This window comes from Bordetella genomosp. 10 (assembly GCF_002261225.1).
In the GTDB taxonomy this organism is placed as follows: Bacteria; Pseudomonadota; Gammaproteobacteria; order Burkholderiales; family Burkholderiaceae_B; genus Bordetella_C.
Genome location: NZ_NEVM01000002.1, coordinates 931,834 through 952,605 on the forward strand (window position 1 = coordinate 931,834; position 20,772 = coordinate 952,605).

Consider the following 20,772-nt stretch of genomic DNA (forward strand, 5'->3'; position numbering starts at 1 on the left):
ATGCACGCGCGGGATAGGGTAAGGGGGCCGAGCCCCGAGCGCGGCCGCCGATGCTGCGTTGCAAAAAGCCCCTCAGGCGATGGTGGGTTAAGCTCTGGCCTCGTTCCTGTCAGCAGCCCATAACACCATGCCGCTTCCCTCACGCACCTTTATTGCAACCGTTGAAGACATGCGCCGCGTGGCGCGCCGCCGGGTTCCCCGCATGTTTTACGACTATGCCGACTCGGGTTCGTGGACGGAGTCGACCTACCGCGCCAACGAAGAAGACCTGCAGAAGATCCGTTTCCGCCAGCGCGTCGCGCGCAATATGGAAAACCGCAACCTGGCCACCACCATGGTCGGCCAGCCCGCCGCCATCCCCCTGGCCCTGGCGCCGACCGGCCTGACCGGGATGCAGCATGCCGACGGCGAGATCCTGGCGGCGCAGGCGGCCGAGGCCTTCGGCGTGCCGTTCACGCTGTCGACCATGAGCATCTGCTCGATCGAGGACGTGGCCGCGCACACCACCGCGCCGTTCTGGTTCCAGTTGTACGTCATGCGGGACCGGGATTTCATCGAGCGCCTGATCGACCGCGCCAAGGCCGCCAAATGCTCGGCTCTGGTTTTGACCCTTGATTTGCAAATCCTGGGACAACGGCACAAGGACCTGCGCAACGGCCTGAGCGCGCCGCCGCGGATGACGCTGGGCAACCTGGTGAATCTCGCCACCAAGCCGGCCTGGTGCTGGAACATGCTGCGCACGCAGCGCCGCACCTTCCGCAATATCGCGGGCCACGCGAAGGGGGTGACGGACCTGTCGTCCCTGGGCGCATGGACGGCGGAGCAGTTCGATCCGACCCTGAGCTGGGACGACGTCGAATGGATCAAGAAGCGGTGGGGCGGCAAGCTGATCCTCAAGGGCATTCTCGACCCGGACGACGCGCGCCATGCGGTGGACACCGGCGCCGATGCGCTGATCGTCAGCAACCACGGCGGGCGCCAACTGGATGGCGCGGTCTCGTCGGTCGCCATGCTGCCGCAGGTGGTCGATGCGGTGGGCAAGGATATCGAAGTGTGGATGGACGGCGGCATCCGCTCCGGGCAGGACATCCTGCGCGCGGTGGCGCTGGGCGCGCGCGGCGTGATGATCGGGCGGCCTTTCCTTTACGGCCTGGGCGCGGGCGGGCGCGAGGGGGTGACCAAGGTGCTGGAGATCCTGGCGCGGGAACTGGACATCACCATGGCGCTGTGCGGCTATCGCGACATCCACCAGATCGGCCGCGACGTGCTGGTGCCGGGTTCCTATCCGGGATCGCCGGCGGCCTGATCCAGGCGGCGTCCCGGCGGGGAGCGGGGCGGCGGCTCGATGCCGCCGCCGCTTTACGATGAGGCGGACCTCAGCCCTTGCTCTTGAGGCAGGTGCTCATGAAGGTCTTGCGGGCATCGCCGCTGAGGGACTTGGCGCCGGCCTGGGCGTTGCAGTCCTTCATGCGCTGCTGTTGCGGCGTCAGGGTCTTGCCGGTCGCGGCGGGCTTCTCGCCCTTCAGGCAGGCGGCGACGCCGGCCTTGTAGGCCTCGCCCGTCTTGCCTTTGTTGGCGGTGCTGCAATCCGACATCCGCTTCTGCTGCGGCGTCAGCGCCTTGCCATTGCTCGGGCTGGCCGGGGCGGCCGGCGTGGGCGCCGCGGCCGGCGCCGGGGTGGTCTGCGCCCACACCGGCGCGCTGCAGCTCACGGCCAACAGGACGGCCGCGAACAATTGGCTGGAACGGTTCTTCATTTTGCTTGCTCCTTGCTCCGTGTGGCGACGGTTTGGCGCAACCAGGGCGTCGCGCCCGGTCCCGGCGATTCTTGCATAAGGTTATTGCTTATGACATAGGGTTCATTCCCCATTTCTTGAAAGCGGATGTTGCCACCGCACATTGCCCCTTTCACGCGCCTTGCGTCGGACACCCATGAAGGGCTGGGACGGCGTGGCGCGCCGCGGTCATTGCCGCGAGTCATGTTGTGGCGCGGCATACCCATATGCCGGATATTTCGTTGTTGCCACGCCGGCGGAAGCCTAGGATCACGCCGAGCATTCATTTCGCGCCGGCAGGATTCGAGACGCCGGCGGCTTCCGTGGCAAACATCGATGACCGTACTCGCGCTGGCTGGCAGTCCTTCCCTTACTTCCCGTTCCTCCGCCCTGTTGCATCGCGCCGCCGCCCTGTTGGGCGAACGCGGTCTCGCCGTCAGCACCTTGGGCTTGCGCGACCTGCCGTCCCAGGACCTGATCGAAGGCAATTACGCCGGGCCCGCCGCGGCCGCCTTGCGCGCCCGCGTCCATGCGGCCAGCGCCTTGCTGATCGCCACGCCGGTCTACAAGGCCTCGTTTTCCGGCGGCCTGAAGGCCGTCCTGGATCTATTGGATGAGAAAGCCCTGGCCGGCAAGGTGGTCCTGCCCATCGCCACCGGCGGCAGCGTGGCCCACCTGCTGGCGCTCGAATACACCCTCAAGCCGGTGCTTTCCGCATTGGGCGCGCGCCACATCCTTGCCAGCGTCTTCGCCACCGAGAAACAGGTGCGGTTGGCCGAGGACGGCGCCGCCGTGCTCGACGACGAACTGAGCCACCGCCTGCACGCCGGCGTCGAGCACCTGGCGCGCCACGTCGCGCCGGCGCCGGCCGAGCGCTACGACGTCGGCCAACTGCTGGTCCAGGCCCGCTTCAGCATCTGACCGAACCCTTTCCCCTTCGAGGAGCATTCCCCCATGGCCATCCAATCCATCAACGCCCGCAACCAGTTCCGCGGCAAGATCAAGGAAATCATCACCGGGCCCGTCGTGTCGGAAGTCGATATCGATACGCCCGCCGGCATCGTGACCTCCGTCATCACCACCCGTTCCGTGCAGGAGCTGGACCTGCAGGTGGGCACGGAAGTGCTGGCCTTCGTGAAGTCCACGGAAGTGTCGGTGGCCAAGCTGTAGGTTTTGGGCAGGCTCCCGGCGGCGTCTAGCCTTGAGGATGCGCCGCCGGCTTGCCGTCCACGTGGCCGAGGTCGCGGCCGGGATCGATCTGGTCGCGCACCCGCTGCTTCAGGGTTTTCGCGTCCGGGAAGCCGCCATCGCGCTTGCGATCCCACAGCAGCGCGTCGCCGCAATGGATCTGGAAGATGCCGCCGGTGCCGGGCACCAGCGCGACCTCGCCCAGGTCCGTCGAGAACGTGGACAACAACTCCTGCGCCATCCAGGCGGCGCGCAGGAGCCAATGGCATTGCGTGCAGTAGGTAATCGCGATGCGCACCGAGGCGCGGGCGCCGGGCTCCAGGGTGACCGCCGGCTTGGCGGGCGTCAGGAAATCGGGATTGCTCATCGTCAGTCTCCAGGAGAGCAGGGCGGGGCATGGCAGCCTTCGGGATTCCAGCGGCCGCGAATCGGTGAATCACGTTCCCACGGGTTCGCGCAGCGCGTGGATCAGCGCCTGGGCATAGTGAGGCAGATTGTCCCAGTCGCGCACGCACAGCATCAATTTCCGGTCGGCCCAGGCGTCGTCGAGTTCCAGTATAAGGACGCGCGCGCCGCGCCAGCGCAGCGCCGCCGGCCGCGGCAGCACGGCCAATCCTACGCCCTGGATGACCATGCGCGCCATGGCGTCGTAGTTGTTGACCCGCACGCGCACACGCATCCGGTGGCCGGCGCGCGCGGCATGGTCGTCGAGATAGGCGGCGATGGCGCTGGTCTGCGCCAGGCCGACATGGTCGTGGGCCAGCGTCGCGGCGAAGTCCACCCGGCCCGCGCGGGCCAGCGGATGGCCGGCCGGCGCCATCAGCACCAGGCGGTCGCGCCGGAACGGGAAGGTCTCCAGGCCTTGCAGCGACACCGCATCGGAAATGATGCCGACGTCGGCGCTGCCGGCGTGCAGCTCGGGCACGATGCGGTGGCTGGCCCTTTCCTCCAGGTCGACGTCGATATTGGGATGGTCGCGCAGGAAGGCGCCCAGCGGTTCGGGCAGGTATTCGCTGATCGCCGCGGTATTGCATAGCAGCCGCACGCGCCCGCGCAGTCCCCGGGCGTAGTCGCCGAGATCGTCCTGCATGCGGTCGACTTGCTGGAGCAGGCTGCGGGCATGGTAGGCCAGCGCCTGGCCCGCCGGCGTGGGCGTGACGCCGCGGCGGCCGCGCGTCAGCAGCGGCGTGCCCAGCGAATCTTCCAGCGCGCGCAGGCGGGCGCTGGCCGAAGCCAGCGCCAGGTGGGCGCGCGCGGCGCCGGCGGTGATGCTGCCCGCGTCGACGGTATGCAGGAAAAGGCGCAGGTCGGTGAGATCGAAGTGCATGGTCGGCAGCCTTCGCCGTTGCCGAAGGCTGGCTAAGTGTAATCCGCATTTCCGCCGCGCGCCGCGCCGGGCATCATGGCGACCCATGATGAATACGATTCTCGATTTCTACCGCGACGGCGGCGCCTCCCTCATCCTGCTGGTGGTGATCAGCTTTCTCGTGGCCGGGACGGTCAAGGGCGTGATCGGCCTGGGCCTGCCCACCGTGTCGATCGGCCTGCTCAGCGTCGCCATGCTGCCGGCGCAGGCGGCGGCCTTGCTGATCGTTCCGTCCATGGTCACCAACGTGTGGCAACTGGCCGCGGGTGGCCGCTTTCTTTACCTGCTGCGGCGGCTGTGGCCCATGCTGCTGGCGGTCTGCGCCGGCACCTGGATGGCGGGCGCCTGGCTGGCGGGACGCTCCACCGGCTGGGCGGGCCATGCGCTGGGCGCGGCCCTGCTGGTCTACGCCGCGATCGGCCTGTCCGCCGTGCGCCTGTCCGTGCCGCCGCGCATGGAGGGCTGGATGGGGCCCGTGGTGGGCGCCACGACCGGGGTGATCACCTCGGCGACCGGCGTCTTCGTGATTCCGGCCGTGCCTTATCTCCAGGCGCTGGGGCTGGACAGGAACGAACTGGTGCAGGCGATGGGCCTGGCCTTCACCGCCTCCACGATCGCGCTGGCGGGCGACCTGGTGCACAGCGGCGACCTGGGCGGCCGCGAAGCCTGGGCTTCGCTATTGGCCCTGGCGCCGGCCTTGGGGGGAATGTGGTTCGGCCAGTGGCTGCGCCATCGCGTCAGCGCGCCGACGTTCCGGCGGGTGTTCTTCGTCGGCGTGGGCGCGCTGGGGATACATCTCCTGTTAGCGGGTTGAAAGGCACCGGCATCGGCATCGGCGCCGGGCGTCCCGGATGCCATTGCGCTTGTCCCATCGTTGCCTGTCCCGTCTTTTTTCTAGGCCGCCCACTGCGTCGCCTTCAGGTGCCGCTGCATCACGGCCGCCGCCCATTCCTGGTCGCCGGCTTCCATCGCGTCCAGGATATCCAGATGCTCGCGCACATAACGCTCCAGCGTGGACACCGGGTAGCTGGCGGGATGCGCGTCCAGTTGCCGCAACTGGTTCTGCTGCTGGACCGCCTGCAGGATGAAGCGGTTGCCCGAGCAGCGCGCCAGCATTTCGTGAAAGGCGCTGTTCAGGGCGAAGAAGTCGCCCGTGGCGATGGGCCGCCGGCTGTCGGCCAGCAGCGCCTCGTGCCGCTCGCGCATGTCCCGGAAGGCGCGAGCGTCCACGTTGAAACCGGGCTCGCGCAGGCCCGCGCACTCGACCATCATGCGGAAGCGATAGCTTTCCTTGCGCACGTCGTCGTCGGCCAGCGAAGCCGGAAAGCGCCATCCATGGCCCTGGCGTTTTTCCAGCACGCCTTCGGACGCCATGCGCAGCAAGGTCTTCATCAGTATGCTGCGCGGCACGCCGTAGCGGTGCAGCAGTTCGCTGTCGGTGAAGCTGTCCTCGATCAGGCGCTGGCTGCGATCGGCCACCAGGCGCCGATACAGATCCTCGCTGGTCATGGGCGCGCCTTCGGGCGTCGCCACGGCGTCGTCGCCGCGCGCGCGGCGCGCGACGTAATAGCCGCTGTTGGGCTTGCAGCGCGCCAGGCCGCTTTCGGCGAGCAGGCGCAGGGCGCCGCGTACGGGCGTGCGGGACACTTCGTAGCGTTCGCTGAGCGCCTTTTCTGACAGATGGCTGTCCAACTCGAAAACACCGGCGGCGATATCCTGGGCCAGGCGCTGGGCGAGCTCTCGCTGCAAACGAGTGATGCGTGCGGGCTGCGTATCGGCAGCGCCGTCGGTCTTGATGGCCATGCGATTGTCTATCGGGTTGGCTGAAGCGGGGGATTGCCGGCGCCGGCCAAGTCTGGCGTACGGGCGCGCCGGGAGGGACCGTCCGAAGACGCGTCCTGCTTCAAAGCCACCCAGTGTAATCACGTCGCCATGCGATGGCACGGATTGAATCGTGAAATTTGCGGAGATATTTGCGACGCGCCTGAAGCGGAAGGTATCGTGTTCGGCAGCGGAACGCTGCCGAACATCGTGTGTCATTAGATATCCGATTTTTGCGGCCTGCCACTGTGATATGTCATAGTCGAAACCTGGATCTTGCGAACAGAGGAATGCAGCATGCACGGCGACGCGGATATGCAGGCCTTGTTGACCCCGGATGAAATGGCGCTTGCGGACCAGGCCGCGATGGCGGCCGGCCACGACGGCGTCGGCCTGATGGAAGCCGCCGGCCTGGCGGTGGCCCGGGCGGTGCTGGCGCGCTGGCGCCGGGGCCGTGTGGTGGTGCTCTGTGGCCCGGGCAATAACGGGGGGGACGGTTTCGTGGCGGCCCGGCATCTGGCGGCCGCCGGCTGGCCGGTGGCGCTGGCGCTGCTGGGCGAGCGCGCGGCCTTGCGCGGCGACGCCGCGCATCATGCGGCGCGCTGGCAGGGCGAGACGCTGCCGCTGGCCCCGGATGTGCTCGAAGGCGCGGCGGGCGTGGTGGATGCCTTGTTCGGCGCCGGCCTCTCGCGCGACATCGAAGGCGTGGCGCGCGACACGTTGGAAGCCCTCGGCGCCAGCGGCTTGCCGGTCTGCGCGGTGGACGTGCCCAGCGGCGTCGACGGCGCCAGCGGACAGGTGCGCGGCGTCGCCGCGCGGGCCGAATTCACCGTGACGTTCTTCCGCAAGAAGCCGGGGCATCTTTTGCTGCCCGGCCGCCAGTTGTGCGGCGAGCTGGTGCTGGCCGATATCGGCATTCCGGACGACGTGCTCGCGCAGGTGCCGCCGCGCGCGCACGAGAACGATCCCGCGTTGTGGCTGGCGCGCTTTCCCTGGCCGCGCGTCGATGGACACAAATATGCCCGCGGCCATGCATTGGTGGTGGGCGGCGCCGTCATGACGGGCGCCGCGCGCCTGTCGGCCATGGCTGCCGCGCGGGCGGGCGCGGGGCTGGTCACGGTGGCCGCGCCCATGTCCGCGTGGCCGGTCTACGCCACCGCGCTGACCGGCATCATGGTGCAGCCGCTGGCGCACGCGGGCGCGCTGGACGAGGTCCTGGCGGACGCTCGCAAGAACGCCATCGCCATCGGTCCCGGCGCGGGCGTGACGGCGCAGACGCGGCGCCACGCGCTGTCGGCGCTGGCGACCGGACGCGCGGTGGTGCTGGACGCGGACGCCATCACCGTCTTCGCGGGGCAGGGCGAGCGCCTCTTCGACGCCATCCACGGGCCTTGCGTGATGACGCCGCACGAGGGCGAATTCGGCCGGCTCTTTCCCGGCAGCGGCAGCAAGACCGAACGCGCCCGCGCCGCCGCCGCGCGCAGCGGCGCCGTGGTCTTGCTGAAGGGACCGGACACCGTCATCGCCGCGCCCGACGGCCGCGTCGTCATCAACGCCAACGCGCCGCCGGACCTGGCCACCGGCGGCAGCGGCGACGTGCTGACGGGCTTGATCGCCGGCCTGCTGGCGCAGGGCATGACGCCTTTCGACGCCGCCGCCTGCGCCGCCTGGCTGCACGGCGAAGCCGCCCGAACCTTCGGCCCCGGCCTGATCGCCGAGGACTTGCCCGCGCAACTGCCGACGGTCCTGCGCGCCTTGCGCACATTGTCCGGGCCGTCCGTGGATTGATGCGCCATGCCCCGGCGCTGCCCTGGCCAACCGCATGGCCGGATGATCGACCCTCGGCCGTGACGGCCGCGGCGCGCCGCCATGACTCATTGAGATCCGGGAATCGAAATCGCATGACGGGTTACTGAGGGGCTCGACCGCGCCTGCCCTGGCTCCGGCAATCCGGCCAGTTTTCCGGTGTGTCAGATTTATTCTATAATATCTGACATCGTTTTCCATCTATTCGAGAATCGCCATGACCCTCTCTTTGCCGCAGGCCATCGTCGCCGCCGCCCAGGCCTTGCCTGAGGGCGGCGTCCTTACGCCGCGTGAATTCCTGCACTTGGGGGGCAGGGCCGCGGTCGATCAGGCATTTTCCCGGCTGGCAAGGCAAGGACGATTGCTTCGCCTGTGCCGGGGGCTATATGCCGCGCCAATGCCCGGCCGCTTCGGTTCCCGGGCCCCGGCTCCCGAAAAGGTGATGCAGGAACTCGAGCGCCGGACGGGCGAATCCCTGGTGCCGAGCGGCGCCGCGGAAGCAAATCGCCTGGGATTGAGCAGACAGATGCCGGTGCGCGAGGTCTATCTTTCCAGCGGACCGCAGCGTCGTCTGCACTTCGGCAAATCCGTGGTGCAGATTCAGCACGTCCAGCCGCAAGGACTTTTCCTGGCGAAAAACCTGGCGGGCGCGGCGGCAAGAGCCGTGAAATGGCTGGGGCCGCAACACGTGACGGAAGTCTTGCGGAAGCTGCATAAGCGCTTGCCCGGAGAAGACTGGCTGGCGCTGGTGCAAGCCCGCGGCGCCTATCCTTCCTGGATGGCCAAGGCCATAGGCAGCGAGATGGCGAATGTCTGAGTTCGTGCTGCATCTATCCGATGCGGACCGGCTCGAAGCGCTGCAGTTGGGCGCCCAGGAATTGGGACGTCCGGTCAATCTGTTGGAGAAGGATCTTTGGGTAGTCTGGTGCCTGGGCGCATTGTTCGAGTCGAGCTTTGCGCCAGACCTGACCTTCAAGGGTGGGACGTCGCTGTCGAAAGCCCACAAGCTCATCACTCGCTTCTCGGAAGACGTCGACATTACCTTCGATATCCGCAAACTTATCCCGGAGATGACGGATAAGCATGGGGAAATTCCACCCACTCAAAGCCAGCAACGCAAATGGACCGACGAGGTCAAGGCCCGCTTGCCGCGGTGGGTAGCAAAAGAGATGGCCCCTCTGCTTGAAGAGAGGCTGGCAGCGCAAGGAGTCTCGGCCGCCATTGAAGTCGACGAGGAAGCGCCGTCGAATCTTCGACTGCATTATCCTGCCGTGGCACAGGGGCCGGGTTACATAAAACCGGCTGTTCTTCTGGAATTCGGCGGCCGCTCGACCGGTGAGCCGCATCAGCCTATCGAAGTGCGGTGCGACCTGGAATCCATTTCCGATCGGCTGGGTGGCGTGAGTTTTCCTCATGCCAGGCCGTTGGTCATGAACGTCGTTCGTACGTTCTGGGAAAAGGCGACGGCCGCGCATGTCTACTGCAAGCAAAATCGGCTGCGCGGGGAAAGATATGCGAGGCACTGGTATGACCTGGCCGCGATTTACCAGAGCATGCACTGCGATCAGGTGCTGGTTGACCGGGTGGTGGCCAAGAGGGTGGCGGATCACAAATCGATGTTTTTCGTCGAGAAGGACGCCGCCGGAATCAAGATCAATTACCACGCCGCAATAGCCGGTGCATTGCACATTGTCCCGGAAGGCGAGGGCCGGCAGACGCTTGAAGCAGACTATGCCGCAATGATGGGAGAGGGAATCTTGCCGGAAGATGCGCCGTCATTCGACGGGGTGATGGCGGTATGCGCCACGCTGCAGGACGAAGCCAACACGCTGGTTGCCTAATTGGTGGAGGGCCGGCCATTGAGCAACGCCACGCAGGCGTCCACCACGCCGTCGTAGCGGTGCAGCAGGATGTCCGGCGCCAGGTCGGCGGCGGGGACTTCGGTGTAGCCGAAGCTGAACAGGATCAGCGGCGTGCCGGCCGCCCTGGCGGCGCCGGCGTCGATGTCGGCGTCGCCTATCATGACCGTGCGGGCCAGGTCGCCGCCCACGGCTTCCACGGCTTCGATCAGGTGCGCGGCATTGGGCTTGGCCGCCGTGACCGCGTCCAGGCCGACGATGCCGTCGAAGAAGCCGGCCATGTCCAGCCGGGTCAGCAGGCTGCGCGACAGCGCGGTGGGTTTGTTGGTGCAGACCACCAGCCTGGCGCCGGCGCCCCTCAGCGTTTTCAAGGTATCGATGGCGCCCGGAAACGGCCGGGTTTCATCCGCGATGTGTTCGCTGTAGTAGCTGATGAAGCGGCCGAAAAGGGCGGCGGTGCGCACGGCCGGCTCCGGCTCGCCGGCGATATCGAGGCTGCGTTGCAGCAGCCACCGGGCGCCGCGGCTGATGTAGGGACGGCCCTCGTCATACGTCAGCGGTTCGTAGCCTTCCGCGACGAGAATGGCGTTCACGGCGCCGATCAGGTCGGGCGCGGACTCGACCAGGGTTCCATCGAGATCGAAAGCAATGGTCGCGCCATCGAGGGCGGTGAGGTCGGTCACGGTAAGGGGCTCCCTGGAACAAGGAATTCGGGCTGGCGATGCCATGGCTCAATGATCGCGGGTATCCTTTGCCTATCCGTTCGTGCGCAGACCGCGTCTGCGTCCGTGCATTCTTCAGGAAGGGTGCCGCACCTTGCCGCCTGTCATCCTCGACTTCAATCCGTATCATGCCCGGCTGAACGTGACGGCCGGAACCATCGGGCTGCGTGACGGCTATCGTACCCGAGTCGATGCCTACTGGCGCAAGGTGTCCGCCGGCGGCAGGTTCTTCAACGGTCCCGTTCTAGCCGCCACCGGCATGCGGATAGTCGACGGGATACTCGCCATCGACGTATTGCTGACCGATTATGCGCATTACCTCTATGCCAGGCAGGATCCGGACAAGGCATTCGACTGCCAAGCCGTCTACACCGCGGCGGTAGTCGTGACCGCGGACGATCACCTGCTTTTGGGCGAAATGGCGCGCCACACGTCGGCTCCCGGCCAGATCCAGTGCCCGGGCGGGAATCTGGAGATGGCGCCGGACGGCCGCATCGATCCAGCGGTCTGCTGCCTGCGCGAGGTCGAGGAGGAACTAGGCCCGGCCTTGGCGTCCGAAGTCCGTTGGCAACGTCCTTTGTGCGTCAAGCGCGGGGGAGAAAACGGGACGATAGGGCTGATGTATCTTCTTCGCCTCGAATGCGATGCTTCGCGGGCGCTCGCGATGTTCGAGGCGTATCGCGCGCATCAGGCTGGCCTTGGAGCGCGTCCGGAATTGGACAGGCTCGCCGCCGTGGAGTTGAACATGCGGGACGTCGGCAGATTCCTGCGCGAGCCGGAAAACCCGCATGTCGATTATCTGGTCCCGCTTTTATCGCAGTTCGAGCGCATAGCCGCCGAACTGGAGAAATCGCCTATCCACGTTCCAGGCGGATTGTGACGCGGCATGGGGGCGCATGGCGTCGACGCCGAGCCGTCCGCCGAAGCGTGCCGCCCGCGATTCAATTCGTCGCGTGGCCGGCGTCGGCCTTCGGGCCGTCGTGGCGTGCGCGCGTTGCTATGTTGGTGGGCGGCTGTTCCGCGCCGCTGGGCAGCGTGGCGGACGGGGCGCGTAGCCACGCCAGTACGTCGCGCCACACGGTTTCCGCGTGCAGGTCGCGTAGCAGCATGTGGTAGCCGTCCGGGTAGAGCGCGACGCGCAACTGGGTGGTGTTTTCACGCGCTTGCAGGTGGTGCAGGGTCGCGGCCACCAGGTGCTTGGGCAGTACCTGTTCGTTCTGGCCGTACATGACCAGGGTCGGCAGTCCGGGCGGGAGATGGTCCAGCGCGTCCTCGCCCGCGCCCATCAGGTCGACCAGGCCCTTCAGCGCATCGATGCGCGTGCGCTTGATGATGAGGGGATCGCCGCCCAACTGGATCAACATCGGAATATTGTCCGAAGGCATGATCTTCAAGCCGCGCGGCGGCTCGACCTGCATGCCGGGGAAGGTCTGATAGCCCAGCCACAGCGTCAAGGTGTAGAAGGGATTCATCGACTGGCGCCCCCAGGTGGCGGGCGCCGACAGGATGGCGCCGGCGATCTCGCGCGCCAGCGGCGGTTCGCGGCCGGAAGGGCCGCTGCCCAGCGCCGCCGCCACCACCGCGCCGCCCATGCTTTCGCCCAGCACGTAGACCGGCACGCCGGGATGGCGCGCGCGGACCGCCGTCACCGCCGCGTTGAGATCGGCCACCATCGTGTTGGTGTCGGACCAGATGCCGGGCCGCGCCGAGGCGCCGAAGCCGCGCTGGTCGTAGGCATAGGTCGCGATGCCGTAGTAGGCCCAATACTGCGCGGGCTGGTCGAAGGCATTGGAGTAGTCGTTCATCCCATGCAGCGCGACGATGACGGCCCAGGGCTCCCGCCGATAAGGCAGCCAGGCCCGCAGCGGCAGGCGGTCGCCGTCCGGCGTGACCAGGCTGTTGCCGTCGACCGCCGGCGCGCGCACCGGCTCGCCCATGGGCTGGAAGCTCGCCGCGCATCCCCCGAGCAGTCCCGCCGCCAGCCCCGCCAGCGACAGGGCCAGCCGCGCCAGTGCGCGGCGCGGGGCGAGGGAGACGGGCGGCCTCATGACGCTTCCATTGCCGCTTACAAGCGCGTGGCGCCGGCGCGCGCGCGGATGTCGGCGAAGCGCCAGTCATGCCGCAGCTTGCCGTCTTCCCACACGGTGACCATGGCGTCCACATAGCCGGGCGGCAGGCCGACGGCTTCCGCGGTCACCGTCTCGCCGGCGACGCCGGGCGGCACGGTCACGGTGCGGAAGCTGTGGCGGTCCGGATGGAACATGAGCGCCAGGCGGCCGCGCTTGCTCTGCTTGCCCTTGTCCGTCACGGGATCCTTGTAGACGTCCACCCAGCGCCCGTCGATGCGCGCCGCCGAGCATTTCAGGGCGAACTTCTGCGTGTCGCGATTCAGTTGCTGCAGCAGCGCGCCGCCCATGCCGAAGGCGATGTTGTCGGTGGCGTAGCCGGCGCTGGTGATGCGCTCCAGGATGGCGCGGATGCTGGTGGGATTGATGCCGTCGCCCTGGATGACGCGCACGTGGTTCAGCACCTTGTAGCCCTTGCCGTTGACGGCGTGGCCGAAGGCCTCGTCCAGCAGCTCCATGCATTGATGCACCACCGCGACCGGGTCCCCCGAATCGGGCCGGATCACCACGGTGGCGCCGGACTCGATGACGGCTTCCTTCAGCGTCCTGCCCCAGTGTTCGCGGATGGCGTGGAAGATGTCGTAGCTGTCCGAGACCACGGCGACGATGGATCCCGGCCTGGCGAACTGCTGGAGCATGTTGCGATAGGCGTCGACCTCGTGCTCGCGGCCCCAACTGGTGATGGTGCTGTGCTCGGCGGCGGGAATGGAAAACGCCGCCATGGGCTCCTGGTAGTAGGCCTGCGCCAGGCGCACGCCGGATATCGTGTCGGTGCCCATGAAGTTGACCAGGTGGGCCGCGCCGCCCAGCGCGGCCGATTCGGCGCTGGAGACGCCGCGCGCGCCGAAGTCGTGCAATTTGAAGGGCAACTGGCCGGCGGGGTCGTCGCTGGTGCGTTCGAGGAACTGGCGCAGGGTCTGCTTGGCGTGCCAACTGATGGTGGCGACAGTGATCGGATACCAGATGCGCAGCAGCATGGTCTCCAGGTAGGAGGGCACCCAGAAGGCGGCGGGATCCGTCGATTCTATGGTCATCAGCGCGTTGTGCGTGGGCACCACCGTGCCCTCGGGCACCGCGCGGATGCGGACGGGCAGGAAGCCGCCGTGGCGGTCGACCACGTCGCGCCAGCCGGCCTCGTTGAACGGCTCGCCGTGCGCCTGGAAGAAGTCGCGCGCCTCGTCGACGTCGGCATGCGTGACTGGCTTGGCCAGGTATTCCTTGAGCAGGGCCTGCAGCCCGAAGAATACGGTGCGGTCATAGATGCCGCCGCGCGACTCCACGTAGAAGAACGTGGCGTCGGTGCCGGGCGGGTATTGCAGCCAGTGGCTGGCCTTGTAGCTGTCGGTGTTGAGCAGCAGGTTGTCGAGGCATTTCATGACGGAAGCTCCTTCTCGTCGTTGTGAAGCCGGCGGTCTATCCGCCGGCGGCCGGGCGCGGCCCTTCGTTCAGGACTAGCCGCGCCCCAGGAAGAATTCGATGATGTGCAGGTGATCTTCATACAGCCGGGGCCCCATGTCCAAGGCTTCGCTCACCAGTATCCAGCGCGCCTTGTCGGCGTCGTCGCCGCCACGCACGTCGGGCAGTTCGCCAGCCGGGAAATCGAAGTGGAAGGCGTGGGTGATCGTGCGGCCGCGCTGGCTGCGGTCCGGGTGGTCGAACACGTTCCGGCCCTTGAGCGACCCCTTGAGGACGGGCGTAGGCACTTTGAGCCGCGTTTCCTCGCGCAGTTCCCGGATGGCGGAGTCGAGTATGGTCTCGCCCTGTCCGACGAAACCGCCCGGCAGCGCCCACAGCCCCTTGCCGGGCGCGGCGCGGCGGCGCACCAGCAGCAGATGGCCGGAGTGCACCACAACGGCGTCGGTGGTGACGAAGGTGGGCGGGTAGGGGGCCTGCTTCCAGGCTTCCTTGTACTGCATGATGAACTGGTATTCCGCCACCAGTTCCTTGTACGCCGGCGCATTCCTGCGGAAGGCCTCCAGCATGTCGAATACCGGTTCCGGCACGTTGCCGCGCAGGAGCAGCAGCGCGCCGTGGCGGTCGTTGTCGCCCGCTTCGAACAGATAGCGGCGCAGTTCGGTGGCGGACAGCGCTTCGGTGTGCCGCACGTCCACCAGCGGCCACTGCGGGAATTCCTTCAGGTAGTAGCTGGAGGCGTCCTTGTCCATGCCGATCAGGCCGACGCGCGCGCCGGCGGGGTCGCCGCCGTCCTGGCGGATGGCCTCGGCCACGGTGCGCTGCACGCCGGCGATCCACAGGCTTTCGTTGTACAGGTGGTCGCGCAGCGGGCGGATGATCAGCCGCCGCGCCAGTTCGTCGCCCAAGGCGGCCTGGATCATGACGGTGCGTTCGGCGACCGTCCAGGGATTGCGCGTGGTGCGGGGGGTGTCGGCCGAGCCGACCAGGAAAATAACCTTGCCGGCGCGGGTCAGGGCGTGACGGGCAACCGCGGCGTGGCCATTGTGAAAAGGTTCGAAGCGGCCGATGAAGACCAGGTAATCGAGTTCCATGAGCATCCCTCATAGATGTTTGATAGCGCTTCGGGTCTGTCCCTAGGCTGAGAACAATGCTACGCCGACTCCCGGACGAGCGCAATGCGGCGCGCCGATGCGCCGCCGTTTGGCGGTTTCGCGCGAACTGCGTAATATAACGGCCGTAATATCCTGTCGTATATATCGAACCGTTGTTGCGTGGCCGCCGCCATCCGGGATGTGTTTCTGCCTGGCGATCGGCGGTCCTCCATCCACTCCCATCATCCAGGATTCCCTCATGAATATCCGATTCTTCTCCGCCGCCCTGGCCGTCGTCGCCAGCGCCATCGGCGCCGCCGCCCATGCCGGCGAAGTCCAGGTCGCCGTGGCGGCGAACTTCACCGCGCCGGTCAAGGCCATCGCCGCGGAATTCGAGAAGGACACGGGCAACAAGGTGGTCGCCGCCTTCGGCGCGACGGGCCAGTTCTACGCCCAGATCCAGAACGGCGCGCCGTTCGAGGTCTTCCTGGCCGCCGACGACACCACGCCGGCCAAGCTGGAGTCGGAAAAGCGCATCGTCCCCGGCTCGCGCTTCACCTATGCGACCGGCGCGCTGGCGCTGTGGTCGGCCAAGGAAGGCTATGTCGACGACAAGGGCGAGGTGCTGAAGAAGAACCAGTTCAAGCACCTGTCCATCGCCAATCCCAAGGCCGCGCCCTATGGCCTGGCCGCCGTGCAGACGCTGGAAAAAATGGGCCTGACGCAGGCGGTCAAGAGCAAGATCGTCGAAGGCCAGAACATCACGCAGGCCCAGCAGTTCGTCGCCACGGGCAATGCCGAACTGGGCTTCGTCGCGCTGTCGCAGATCTACAAGGACGGCAAGGTCACCAGCGGCTCGGCCTGGGTGGTTCCGGCCAGCATGCACGAGCCCATCCGCCAGGACGCCGTGATCCTCGACAAGGGCAAGGACAATCCCGCCGCCAAGGCTTTCGTCGACTACCTGAAGGGACCGAAGGCGGCCGCCATCATCAAGTCCTACGGCTACCAGCTTTGAGCTTCGGGACAGGATGCCGTGACGTTTTCCCCGTCGCCTAGCCGGTCCATGACGATGGCCGCCGCGATCGTTAAAGCGGGGCAGCCATGGACCTGACGTCCAGCGACTTCGGCGCCATCTGGCTGACGCTGCAACTGGCCAGCCTGACCACGGTCCTGCTGCTGGTGGTGGGCACGCCCATCGCCTGGTGGCTGGCACGCACGCGCTCGCGCCTGAAGGGACCGGTGGGCGCCGTGGTGGCCTTGCCGCTGGTGCTGCCGCCGACCGTGATCGGCTTCTACCTGCTGCTGTTGATGGGCCCCAACGGGGTGGTCGGCAAGATGACCCAGTCCATCGGGCTGGGGACCTTGCCTTTCACCTTCGCCGGCCTGGTGGTGGGATCGGTGTTCTACTCCATGCCTTTCGTGGTCCAGCCCCTGCAGAACGCCTTCGAGGCCATCGGCAGCCGCCCGTTGGAAGCGGCCGCGACCTTGCGCGCGGGCCCTTGGGACCGCTTCTTCACCGTGGCCTTGCCGCTGGCGCGGCCGGGTTTCGTGACGGCGGCGGTGCTGGGTTTCGCGCATACGGTGGGCGAGTTCGGGGTGGTGCTGATGATAGGCGGCAACATTCCCGACAAGACGCGGGTGGTGTCGGTGCAGATCTTCGACCACGTCGAGGCGCTGGAATATGCGCAGGCGCATTGGCTGGCGGGCGGCATGGTCGTATTCTCCTTCCTCATCCTGATGCTGCTTTATTCCAGCCGCCGTTCGGCGCTGGCTTGAATCCCATGTCGATAGCCGATACGAAGGCCGGCGCCCCGGCCATGGCCACCGCCGTGCCCGTGCGGGACGGCAATGCCGCGACGCGGGGCCGGGCGGTTTCCACCGCCGGCGCGAACGCGAATGCGAATGCGAACGCGGACGCGGCGCAATGGCCCGCGCTGCATGCGCGTTTCCTGCTGCGGCAGGCGGCGTTCACCCTGGACGTCGACCTGCATCTGCCCGGACGCGGCGTGACCGCGCTGTTCGGCCAGTCGGGCTCGGGCAAGACCACCTGCCTGCGTTGCCTGGCCGGCCTGGCCGCGCCGCAGGAAGGATATTTGAGCGTGGACGGCGCGGTCTGGCTGGATACGGCGCGGCGCATCGACGTGCCCACGCACCGCCGGCCGCTGGGCTACGTGTTCCAGGAAGCCAGCCTGTTCGCCCACCTGAACGTGCGCGACAACCTGCGCTACGGGCAGAAGCGGGTGGCGCCGGCCGAACGCAAGGTGGCGCTGGACCATGCCGCCGCATTGCTGGGCATCGATCATCTGCTGGACCGCATGCCGGCCGGCCTGTCGGGCGGCGAGCGGCAGCGGGTGGGCATGGCGCGCGCGCTGCTGACCAGCCCGCGTCTGCTGCTGATGGACGAACCGCTCGCCGCGCTGGACAACGCGCGCAAGCAGGAGATCCTGCCTTACCTGGAGCGCCTGCACGAAGAACTGGACATTCCCATCGTCTACGTCAGCCATGCGCCGGAGGAAGTGGCGCGGCTGGCCGATCATCTGGTGCTGCTGGAGCAGGGCAAGGTGCTGGCCAGCGGGCCGATAGGGGAGACCCTGGCGCGGCTGGACCTGCCGTCGGCGCTGGCCGATGACGCCTCGGTGGTCATCGAAGGCGAAGTCGCGGGCTATGACGGCGAGTATCGCTTGTTGACGGTGCGCTTGCCGGGGGTACTGGAGGCGGCGGGTGGTGCGGCGCATGGCGCAGGCGCTGGCGGCACGGGTGTGGGTGCGGGCGCGACTGCGGATGCGCTTGAACGCGAGGCCGGGGCGGGCGCGAGCCTGCGCGTGGTGCACGATGCCTTGCCCGTGGGACGCCGCATGCGCCTGGTGGTGCGGGCGCGGGACGTCAGCCTGACGCTGACGCCGCCGCGGGACAGCAGCATACTCAACGTGCTGCGGGTGCGCGTCGAGGGCATGGTGGAAAGCGACGAGCCTGCCCAGGTCATGGTCCGCCTGGACGCCGCCGGCACGCCGCTGCTGGCTCGCATCACGCGGTTTTCGCGCGACCAATTGGCGTTGGCGCCGGGCAGCCATGCGTGGGCGCAGGTGAAGTCGGTGTCCTTGCTGGTTTGAGGCAGCTCGGCCGGTGGGCGAGGCGACGCTGCATGGCGACCCGGCTTCGGCAAGTTCGCGCGCTGGCTAAACCCGGGATGGCCGGCGTCTGCCTCGTGTATGCTTGCCGGCATGAAAGCTTCCCCTTCCTCTCGTAAACCGGCGGCGGATGCCGAAGTGTCCGGCGATGCCGCGACGGAGGCTGCCGCCGGGACGGAGGTTCGCTTCCGCCTGCGTATCCGCCATCGGGACCTGCTGGCCATCGGTCCCGGCAAGGTGGATCTGCTGGAGGCGATTCAGGCGCATGGCTCCATCGCCGCCGCGGCGCGCAGCATGGGCATGTCTTACCGGCGGGCGTGGCTGCTCATCGACGAACTGAATCGCGCCCTGCGCGAACCCGCCACGCATTCCGGCCATGGCGGGGTGAGCGGCGGCGGCAGCGGCCTGACCCCCGCCGGCGAACGCCTCGTCGCCTTGTACCGCGACATCGAGAAGACCGCGCAGCGCGCCTGCGCCGAACAACTGGACGGCTTGCTCGGTTTGTTGAAGGACTGAGTGGCGTACTGGCCTATCGGCGTATCGGCGTATTCCATCGCGCGGGCGCCGTAGCCTGCGCCGCCATTCATTCCTCCGTGGCCTCCAGCGCGGCGCGCAGCCAGTCCACCAGCGCCAGGCCTTCGCGCGACAAGGGGCGGCCGGCGGCGGGCAGGGCCATCATGCCTTCGTCGAAGGCCACGAAGCCGCGCGGCGCCACCAGGGCGCCTTCCTCCAGCTCGCGCCGGACCAGGCGCCGCTCCACCAGCGCCACGCCCAGGCCCGCCACGGCGGCCTCGATGCACAGGTGTGTGTGCGGGAAGGCGAGTTCGCGCGCGAACGACATCGGCCGGCGGTCGCGCGCCTGCCACTGCTCCCACGCGCGGCCGGTGTAGTCGTGGGCGATGCGCACGCGCTGTCCGCGCGCCGGTTTGTAGCCAGGCGCCTGCACCGGACCGAAGGCCGTGCCGGACAGCCTGATGGCGCGTTGGCGGTCGGCGGCCGGATAAGCCGACAGGTCCCAGGCGATCAGGATGTCCGCGTCCTCGCCGCGCATCTGCCGCGCGGAGGTCATGGACAGGCGCAGGCGCGCCTCGGGGCAGGCGCGGTAGAAACGCTCCAGCTTGGGCACCAGCCAGCGCATGGCGAAGGTGGCGCTGCATGCGACGTGCAGGCCGGGATCGCGCGCCTGGCGCAGCACGCGGGCATAGCCGCTTTCCAGTTCATCGAAGGCGCGGCGCGCCAGGTCGTAGAGCGCGTGGCCGGCGTCGTTCAACTGCAGGCCGGTGCCGACCTTGTCGAACAAAGGCGCGCCGACGTGTTCCTGCAACAGGCGCAGTTGCCGGCTGAGGGCGCCGTGGGTGCGGTGCAGTTCGGCGGCGGCGCGCGTGACCGAGCAGTTGCGGGCGACGGCTTCGAAGGCGCGCAGGGCGGATAGCGAGGGAAGATTGCGCATGTCGGCGGGATGGCGGAAGAAAAGGCGGGATGCCAGCGGGCAGGAACGGCAGAGGGCAGGGAGGCGCGGCCTTGCGGGAGGCCGTGGGACGCGAGTCCGGGCCAGCTCAGCCCGGCCCCGGCCAGCCTGCCCGCGCAACGCCACGCCCACGTCGATCACGACCATCTGTCAGAAAAACTGACGATAGCAGCAAAATTATTGCCTGTTCATGACGGCCGGGGCGGCCGTAGCATGCCGGTCATCGCCTGGATACCGGCCGTCCTCCCGCCCACGCCGCGGGGACGAACCTGGAAACCGGCTTCGTTTTTCCTTATCCGCAGAGAACCGCCATCATGGATGAAGCCCGCTGGATCGCCGTCGACCGCTATTTCGAACACACGCTGGGCCTGTCGGACCGCACCTTGGAGAAGACCTTGGCCGCTTCGCGCGAAGCCGGCCTGCCGGCGCACGAGGTGGCGCCCAACCAGGCCCGCATGCTGCAACTTTTCGCACAGATGTGCGGCGCCCGCCGCATCCTGGAGATCGGCACGCTGGGCGGCTACAGCGCCATCTGCCTGGCGCGCGTGCTGCCTCTGGATGGCGAGCTGGTGACGCTGGAGGCCGATCCCGGCCATGCGCGCGTGGCCGCCGGCAACATCGCCAAGGCCGGCCTGGCCGATCGCGTGCGCGTCATGGTGGGCGACGCGCGGGCGTCGCTGGCGCGCCTGCGCGAGGAGGAGGGCGAGCCGTTCGACTTTGCCTTCATCGACGCCGACAAGGCCTCCAATCCCTTCTATCTGAAAGGCGTGCTGGCGCTGTCGCGGCCGGGCACCGTGATCGTGGGCGACAACATCATCCGCGCCGGCCGCATCGTCGATCCGGCCGCCCGCGAGGACGAGGACGTGCGCGGGGTCTTCGAGTTCTTCGAGCAGTTGGGCGCCGATCGCCGCCTGTCGGCGACCGCGCTGCAGACGGTGGGGGAGAAGGGGTGGGACGGCTTCGCGCTGGCGCGCGTGCTGTGAGCCGGGGCGGCCCTCGTCGCGCC

Annotated in this window: 22 protein-coding genes; 13 read left to right on the forward strand and 9 right to left on the reverse strand. The window is 67.9% G+C overall.

Annotated elements, in window-relative coordinates; genetic code table 11:
* Positions 1 to 127: 127 nt before the first annotated feature.
* Positions 128 to 1,306 (forward strand): alpha-hydroxy acid oxidase, encoded by a 1,179-nt coding sequence (locus CAL29_RS13495; RefSeq protein ID WP_094853506.1) that lies wholly within the window; start codon positions 128 to 130, stop codon positions 1,304 to 1,306.
* Between the two features lie 70 nt (positions 1,307 to 1,376).
* On the opposite strand, the gene CAL29_RS13500 is transcribed toward CAL29_RS13495, so the two are convergent.
* Entirely contained in the window at positions 1,377 to 1,757 is a 381-nt protein-coding gene (locus tag CAL29_RS13500; RefSeq protein ID WP_094853507.1) for a PsiF family protein, read from the reverse strand.
* A gap of 354 nt (positions 1,758 to 2,111) precedes the next feature.
* On the opposite strand from CAL29_RS13500, the gene ssuE reads away from it, so the two are divergent.
* Both ssuE and CAL29_RS13510 read left to right on the forward strand, forming a co-directional pair.
* Positions 2,112 to 2,696, forward strand: coding sequence for an NADPH-dependent FMN reductase (ssuE, locus tag CAL29_RS13505; RefSeq protein ID WP_094853508.1), 585 nt, complete (start codon positions 2,112 to 2,114; stop codon positions 2,694 to 2,696).
* A gap of 33 nt (positions 2,697 to 2,729) precedes the next feature.
* On the forward strand, positions 2,730 to 2,945 hold the full coding sequence (locus CAL29_RS13510; protein WP_094853509.1) for a TOBE domain-containing protein: 216 nt from the start codon (positions 2,730 to 2,732) through the stop codon (positions 2,943 to 2,945).
* 25 nt (positions 2,946 to 2,970) lie between these two features.
* Here the strand turns inward: CAL29_RS13510 and CAL29_RS13515 are convergent, their stop codons facing one another.
* Together CAL29_RS13515 and CAL29_RS13520 are read right to left on the reverse strand one after the other, a co-directional pair.
* Positions 2,971 to 3,330 carry a SelT/SelW/SelH family protein gene (locus tag CAL29_RS13515; RefSeq protein ID WP_094853510.1) on the reverse strand — a complete coding sequence of 120 codons (360 nt, stop codon included), beginning with the start codon at positions 3,328 to 3,330 and terminating at the stop codon, positions 2,971 to 2,973.
* A 69-nt stretch (positions 3,331 to 3,399) separates the two neighbouring features.
* Complete coding sequence (locus CAL29_RS13520) at positions 3,400 to 4,290, reverse strand: LysR substrate-binding domain-containing protein (RefSeq protein WP_094853511.1); 891 nt, start codon at positions 4,288 to 4,290, stop codon at positions 3,400 to 3,402.
* Positions 4,291 to 4,378: 88 nt separating this feature from the next.
* On the opposite strand from CAL29_RS13520, the gene CAL29_RS13525 reads away from it, so the two are divergent.
* Positions 4,379 to 5,143, forward strand: a complete 765-nt coding sequence (locus CAL29_RS13525; protein ID WP_094854078.1) for a sulfite exporter TauE/SafE family protein — start codon at positions 4,379 to 4,381, stop codon at positions 5,141 to 5,143.
* An 80-nt stretch (positions 5,144 to 5,223) separates the two neighbouring features.
* Here the strand turns inward: CAL29_RS13525 and CAL29_RS13530 are convergent, their stop codons facing one another.
* Positions 5,224 to 6,132 (reverse strand): GntR family transcriptional regulator, encoded by a 909-nt coding sequence (locus CAL29_RS13530; protein ID WP_094853512.1) that lies wholly within the window; start codon positions 6,130 to 6,132, stop codon positions 5,224 to 5,226.
* Between the two features lie 315 nt (positions 6,133 to 6,447).
* On the opposite strand from CAL29_RS13530, the gene CAL29_RS13535 reads away from it, so the two are divergent.
* The 3 genes from CAL29_RS13535 (at position 6,448) to CAL29_RS13545 (ending at position 9,797) form a co-directional block, all read left to right on the forward strand.
* On the forward strand, positions 6,448 to 7,938 hold the full coding sequence (locus CAL29_RS13535; RefSeq protein ID WP_218831847.1) for an NAD(P)H-hydrate dehydratase: 1,491 nt from the start codon (positions 6,448 to 6,450) through the stop codon (positions 7,936 to 7,938).
* 247 nt (positions 7,939 to 8,185) lie between these two features.
* Positions 8,186 to 8,773, forward strand: a complete 588-nt coding sequence (locus CAL29_RS13540) for a type IV toxin-antitoxin system AbiEi family antitoxin domain-containing protein (protein ID WP_256977442.1) — start codon at positions 8,186 to 8,188, stop codon at positions 8,771 to 8,773.
* A complete protein-coding gene (locus CAL29_RS13545; RefSeq protein WP_094853514.1) occupies positions 8,766 to 9,797 on the forward strand; it encodes a nucleotidyl transferase AbiEii/AbiGii toxin family protein in 1,032 nt (343 codons plus the stop codon). The genes CAL29_RS13540 and CAL29_RS13545 overlap by 8 nt, the downstream gene beginning before the upstream one ends.
* On the opposite strand, the gene gph is transcribed toward CAL29_RS13545, so the two are convergent.
* Positions 9,794 to 10,498: a phosphoglycolate phosphatase gene (gph, locus tag CAL29_RS13550; protein ID WP_094853515.1), complete on the reverse strand. Its 705-nt coding sequence runs from the start codon at positions 10,496 to 10,498 to the stop codon at positions 9,794 to 9,796. The two genes, CAL29_RS13545 and gph, sit on opposite strands and share 4 nt — an antisense overlap.
* A 133-nt stretch (positions 10,499 to 10,631) precedes the next feature.
* Between gph and CAL29_RS13555 the strand changes: the two genes are divergently transcribed.
* Positions 10,632 to 11,417: an NUDIX hydrolase gene (locus CAL29_RS13555; RefSeq protein ID WP_094853516.1), complete on the forward strand. Its 786-nt coding sequence runs from the start codon at positions 10,632 to 10,634 to the stop codon at positions 11,415 to 11,417.
* A gap of 61 nt (positions 11,418 to 11,478) precedes the next feature.
* On the opposite strand, the gene CAL29_RS13560 is transcribed toward CAL29_RS13555, so the two are convergent.
* The 3 genes from CAL29_RS13560 to CAL29_RS13570 form a co-directional block, all read right to left on the reverse strand.
* The gene (locus CAL29_RS13560; RefSeq protein WP_218831848.1) at positions 11,479 to 12,585 is read right to left on the reverse strand and encodes an alpha/beta hydrolase; all 1,107 of its coding nucleotides are present in this window, start codon (positions 12,583 to 12,585) and stop codon (positions 11,479 to 11,481) included.
* Between the two features lie 17 nt (positions 12,586 to 12,602).
* Positions 12,603 to 14,039 carry a nicotinate phosphoribosyltransferase gene (locus CAL29_RS13565; protein WP_094853517.1) on the reverse strand — a complete coding sequence of 479 codons (1,437 nt, stop codon included), beginning with the start codon at positions 14,037 to 14,039 and terminating at the stop codon, positions 12,603 to 12,605.
* A 75-nt stretch (positions 14,040 to 14,114) separates the two neighbouring features.
* Entirely contained in the window at positions 14,115 to 15,170 is a 1,056-nt protein-coding gene (locus CAL29_RS13570; protein ID WP_094853518.1) for a bifunctional nicotinamide-nucleotide adenylyltransferase/Nudix hydroxylase, read from the reverse strand.
* 259 nt (positions 15,171 to 15,429) lie between these two features.
* Here CAL29_RS13570 and modA point away from each other — a divergent pair, with 259 nt between their 5' ends.
* The 4 genes from modA to CAL29_RS13590 all read left to right on the forward strand — a co-directional run bounded on the left by modA (position 15,430) and on the right by CAL29_RS13590 (position 18,814).
* Positions 15,430 to 16,185, forward strand: a complete 756-nt coding sequence (gene modA / locus CAL29_RS13575; protein ID WP_094853519.1) for a molybdate ABC transporter substrate-binding protein — start codon at positions 15,430 to 15,432, stop codon at positions 16,183 to 16,185.
* Positions 16,186 to 16,271: 86 nt separating this feature from the next.
* Positions 16,272 to 16,946: a molybdate ABC transporter permease subunit gene (gene modB / locus CAL29_RS13580; protein WP_094853520.1), complete on the forward strand. Its 675-nt coding sequence runs from the start codon at positions 16,272 to 16,274 to the stop codon at positions 16,944 to 16,946.
* 41 nt (positions 16,947 to 16,987) lie between these two features.
* The gene (modC, locus tag CAL29_RS13585) at positions 16,988 to 18,280 is read left to right on the forward strand and encodes a molybdenum ABC transporter ATP-binding protein (protein WP_094854081.1); all 1,293 of its coding nucleotides are present in this window, start codon (positions 16,988 to 16,990) and stop codon (positions 18,278 to 18,280) included.
* Between the two features lie 111 nt (positions 18,281 to 18,391).
* Positions 18,392 to 18,814 carry a winged helix-turn-helix domain-containing protein gene (locus CAL29_RS13590; RefSeq protein WP_094853521.1) on the forward strand — a complete coding sequence of 141 codons (423 nt, stop codon included), beginning with the start codon at positions 18,392 to 18,394 and terminating at the stop codon, positions 18,812 to 18,814.
* A 67-nt stretch (positions 18,815 to 18,881) separates the two neighbouring features.
* Here the strand turns inward: CAL29_RS13590 and CAL29_RS13595 are convergent, their stop codons facing one another.
* On the reverse strand, positions 18,882 to 19,748 hold the full coding sequence (locus tag CAL29_RS13595) for a LysR family transcriptional regulator (protein ID WP_094853522.1): 867 nt from the start codon (positions 19,746 to 19,748) through the stop codon (positions 18,882 to 18,884).
* 332 nt (positions 19,749 to 20,080) lie between these two features.
* Between CAL29_RS13595 and CAL29_RS13600 the strand changes: the two genes are divergently transcribed.
* Positions 20,081 to 20,749, forward strand: a complete 669-nt coding sequence (locus CAL29_RS13600; RefSeq protein ID WP_094853523.1) for an O-methyltransferase — start codon at positions 20,081 to 20,083, stop codon at positions 20,747 to 20,749.
* Positions 20,750 to 20,772: the final 23 nt, after the last annotated feature.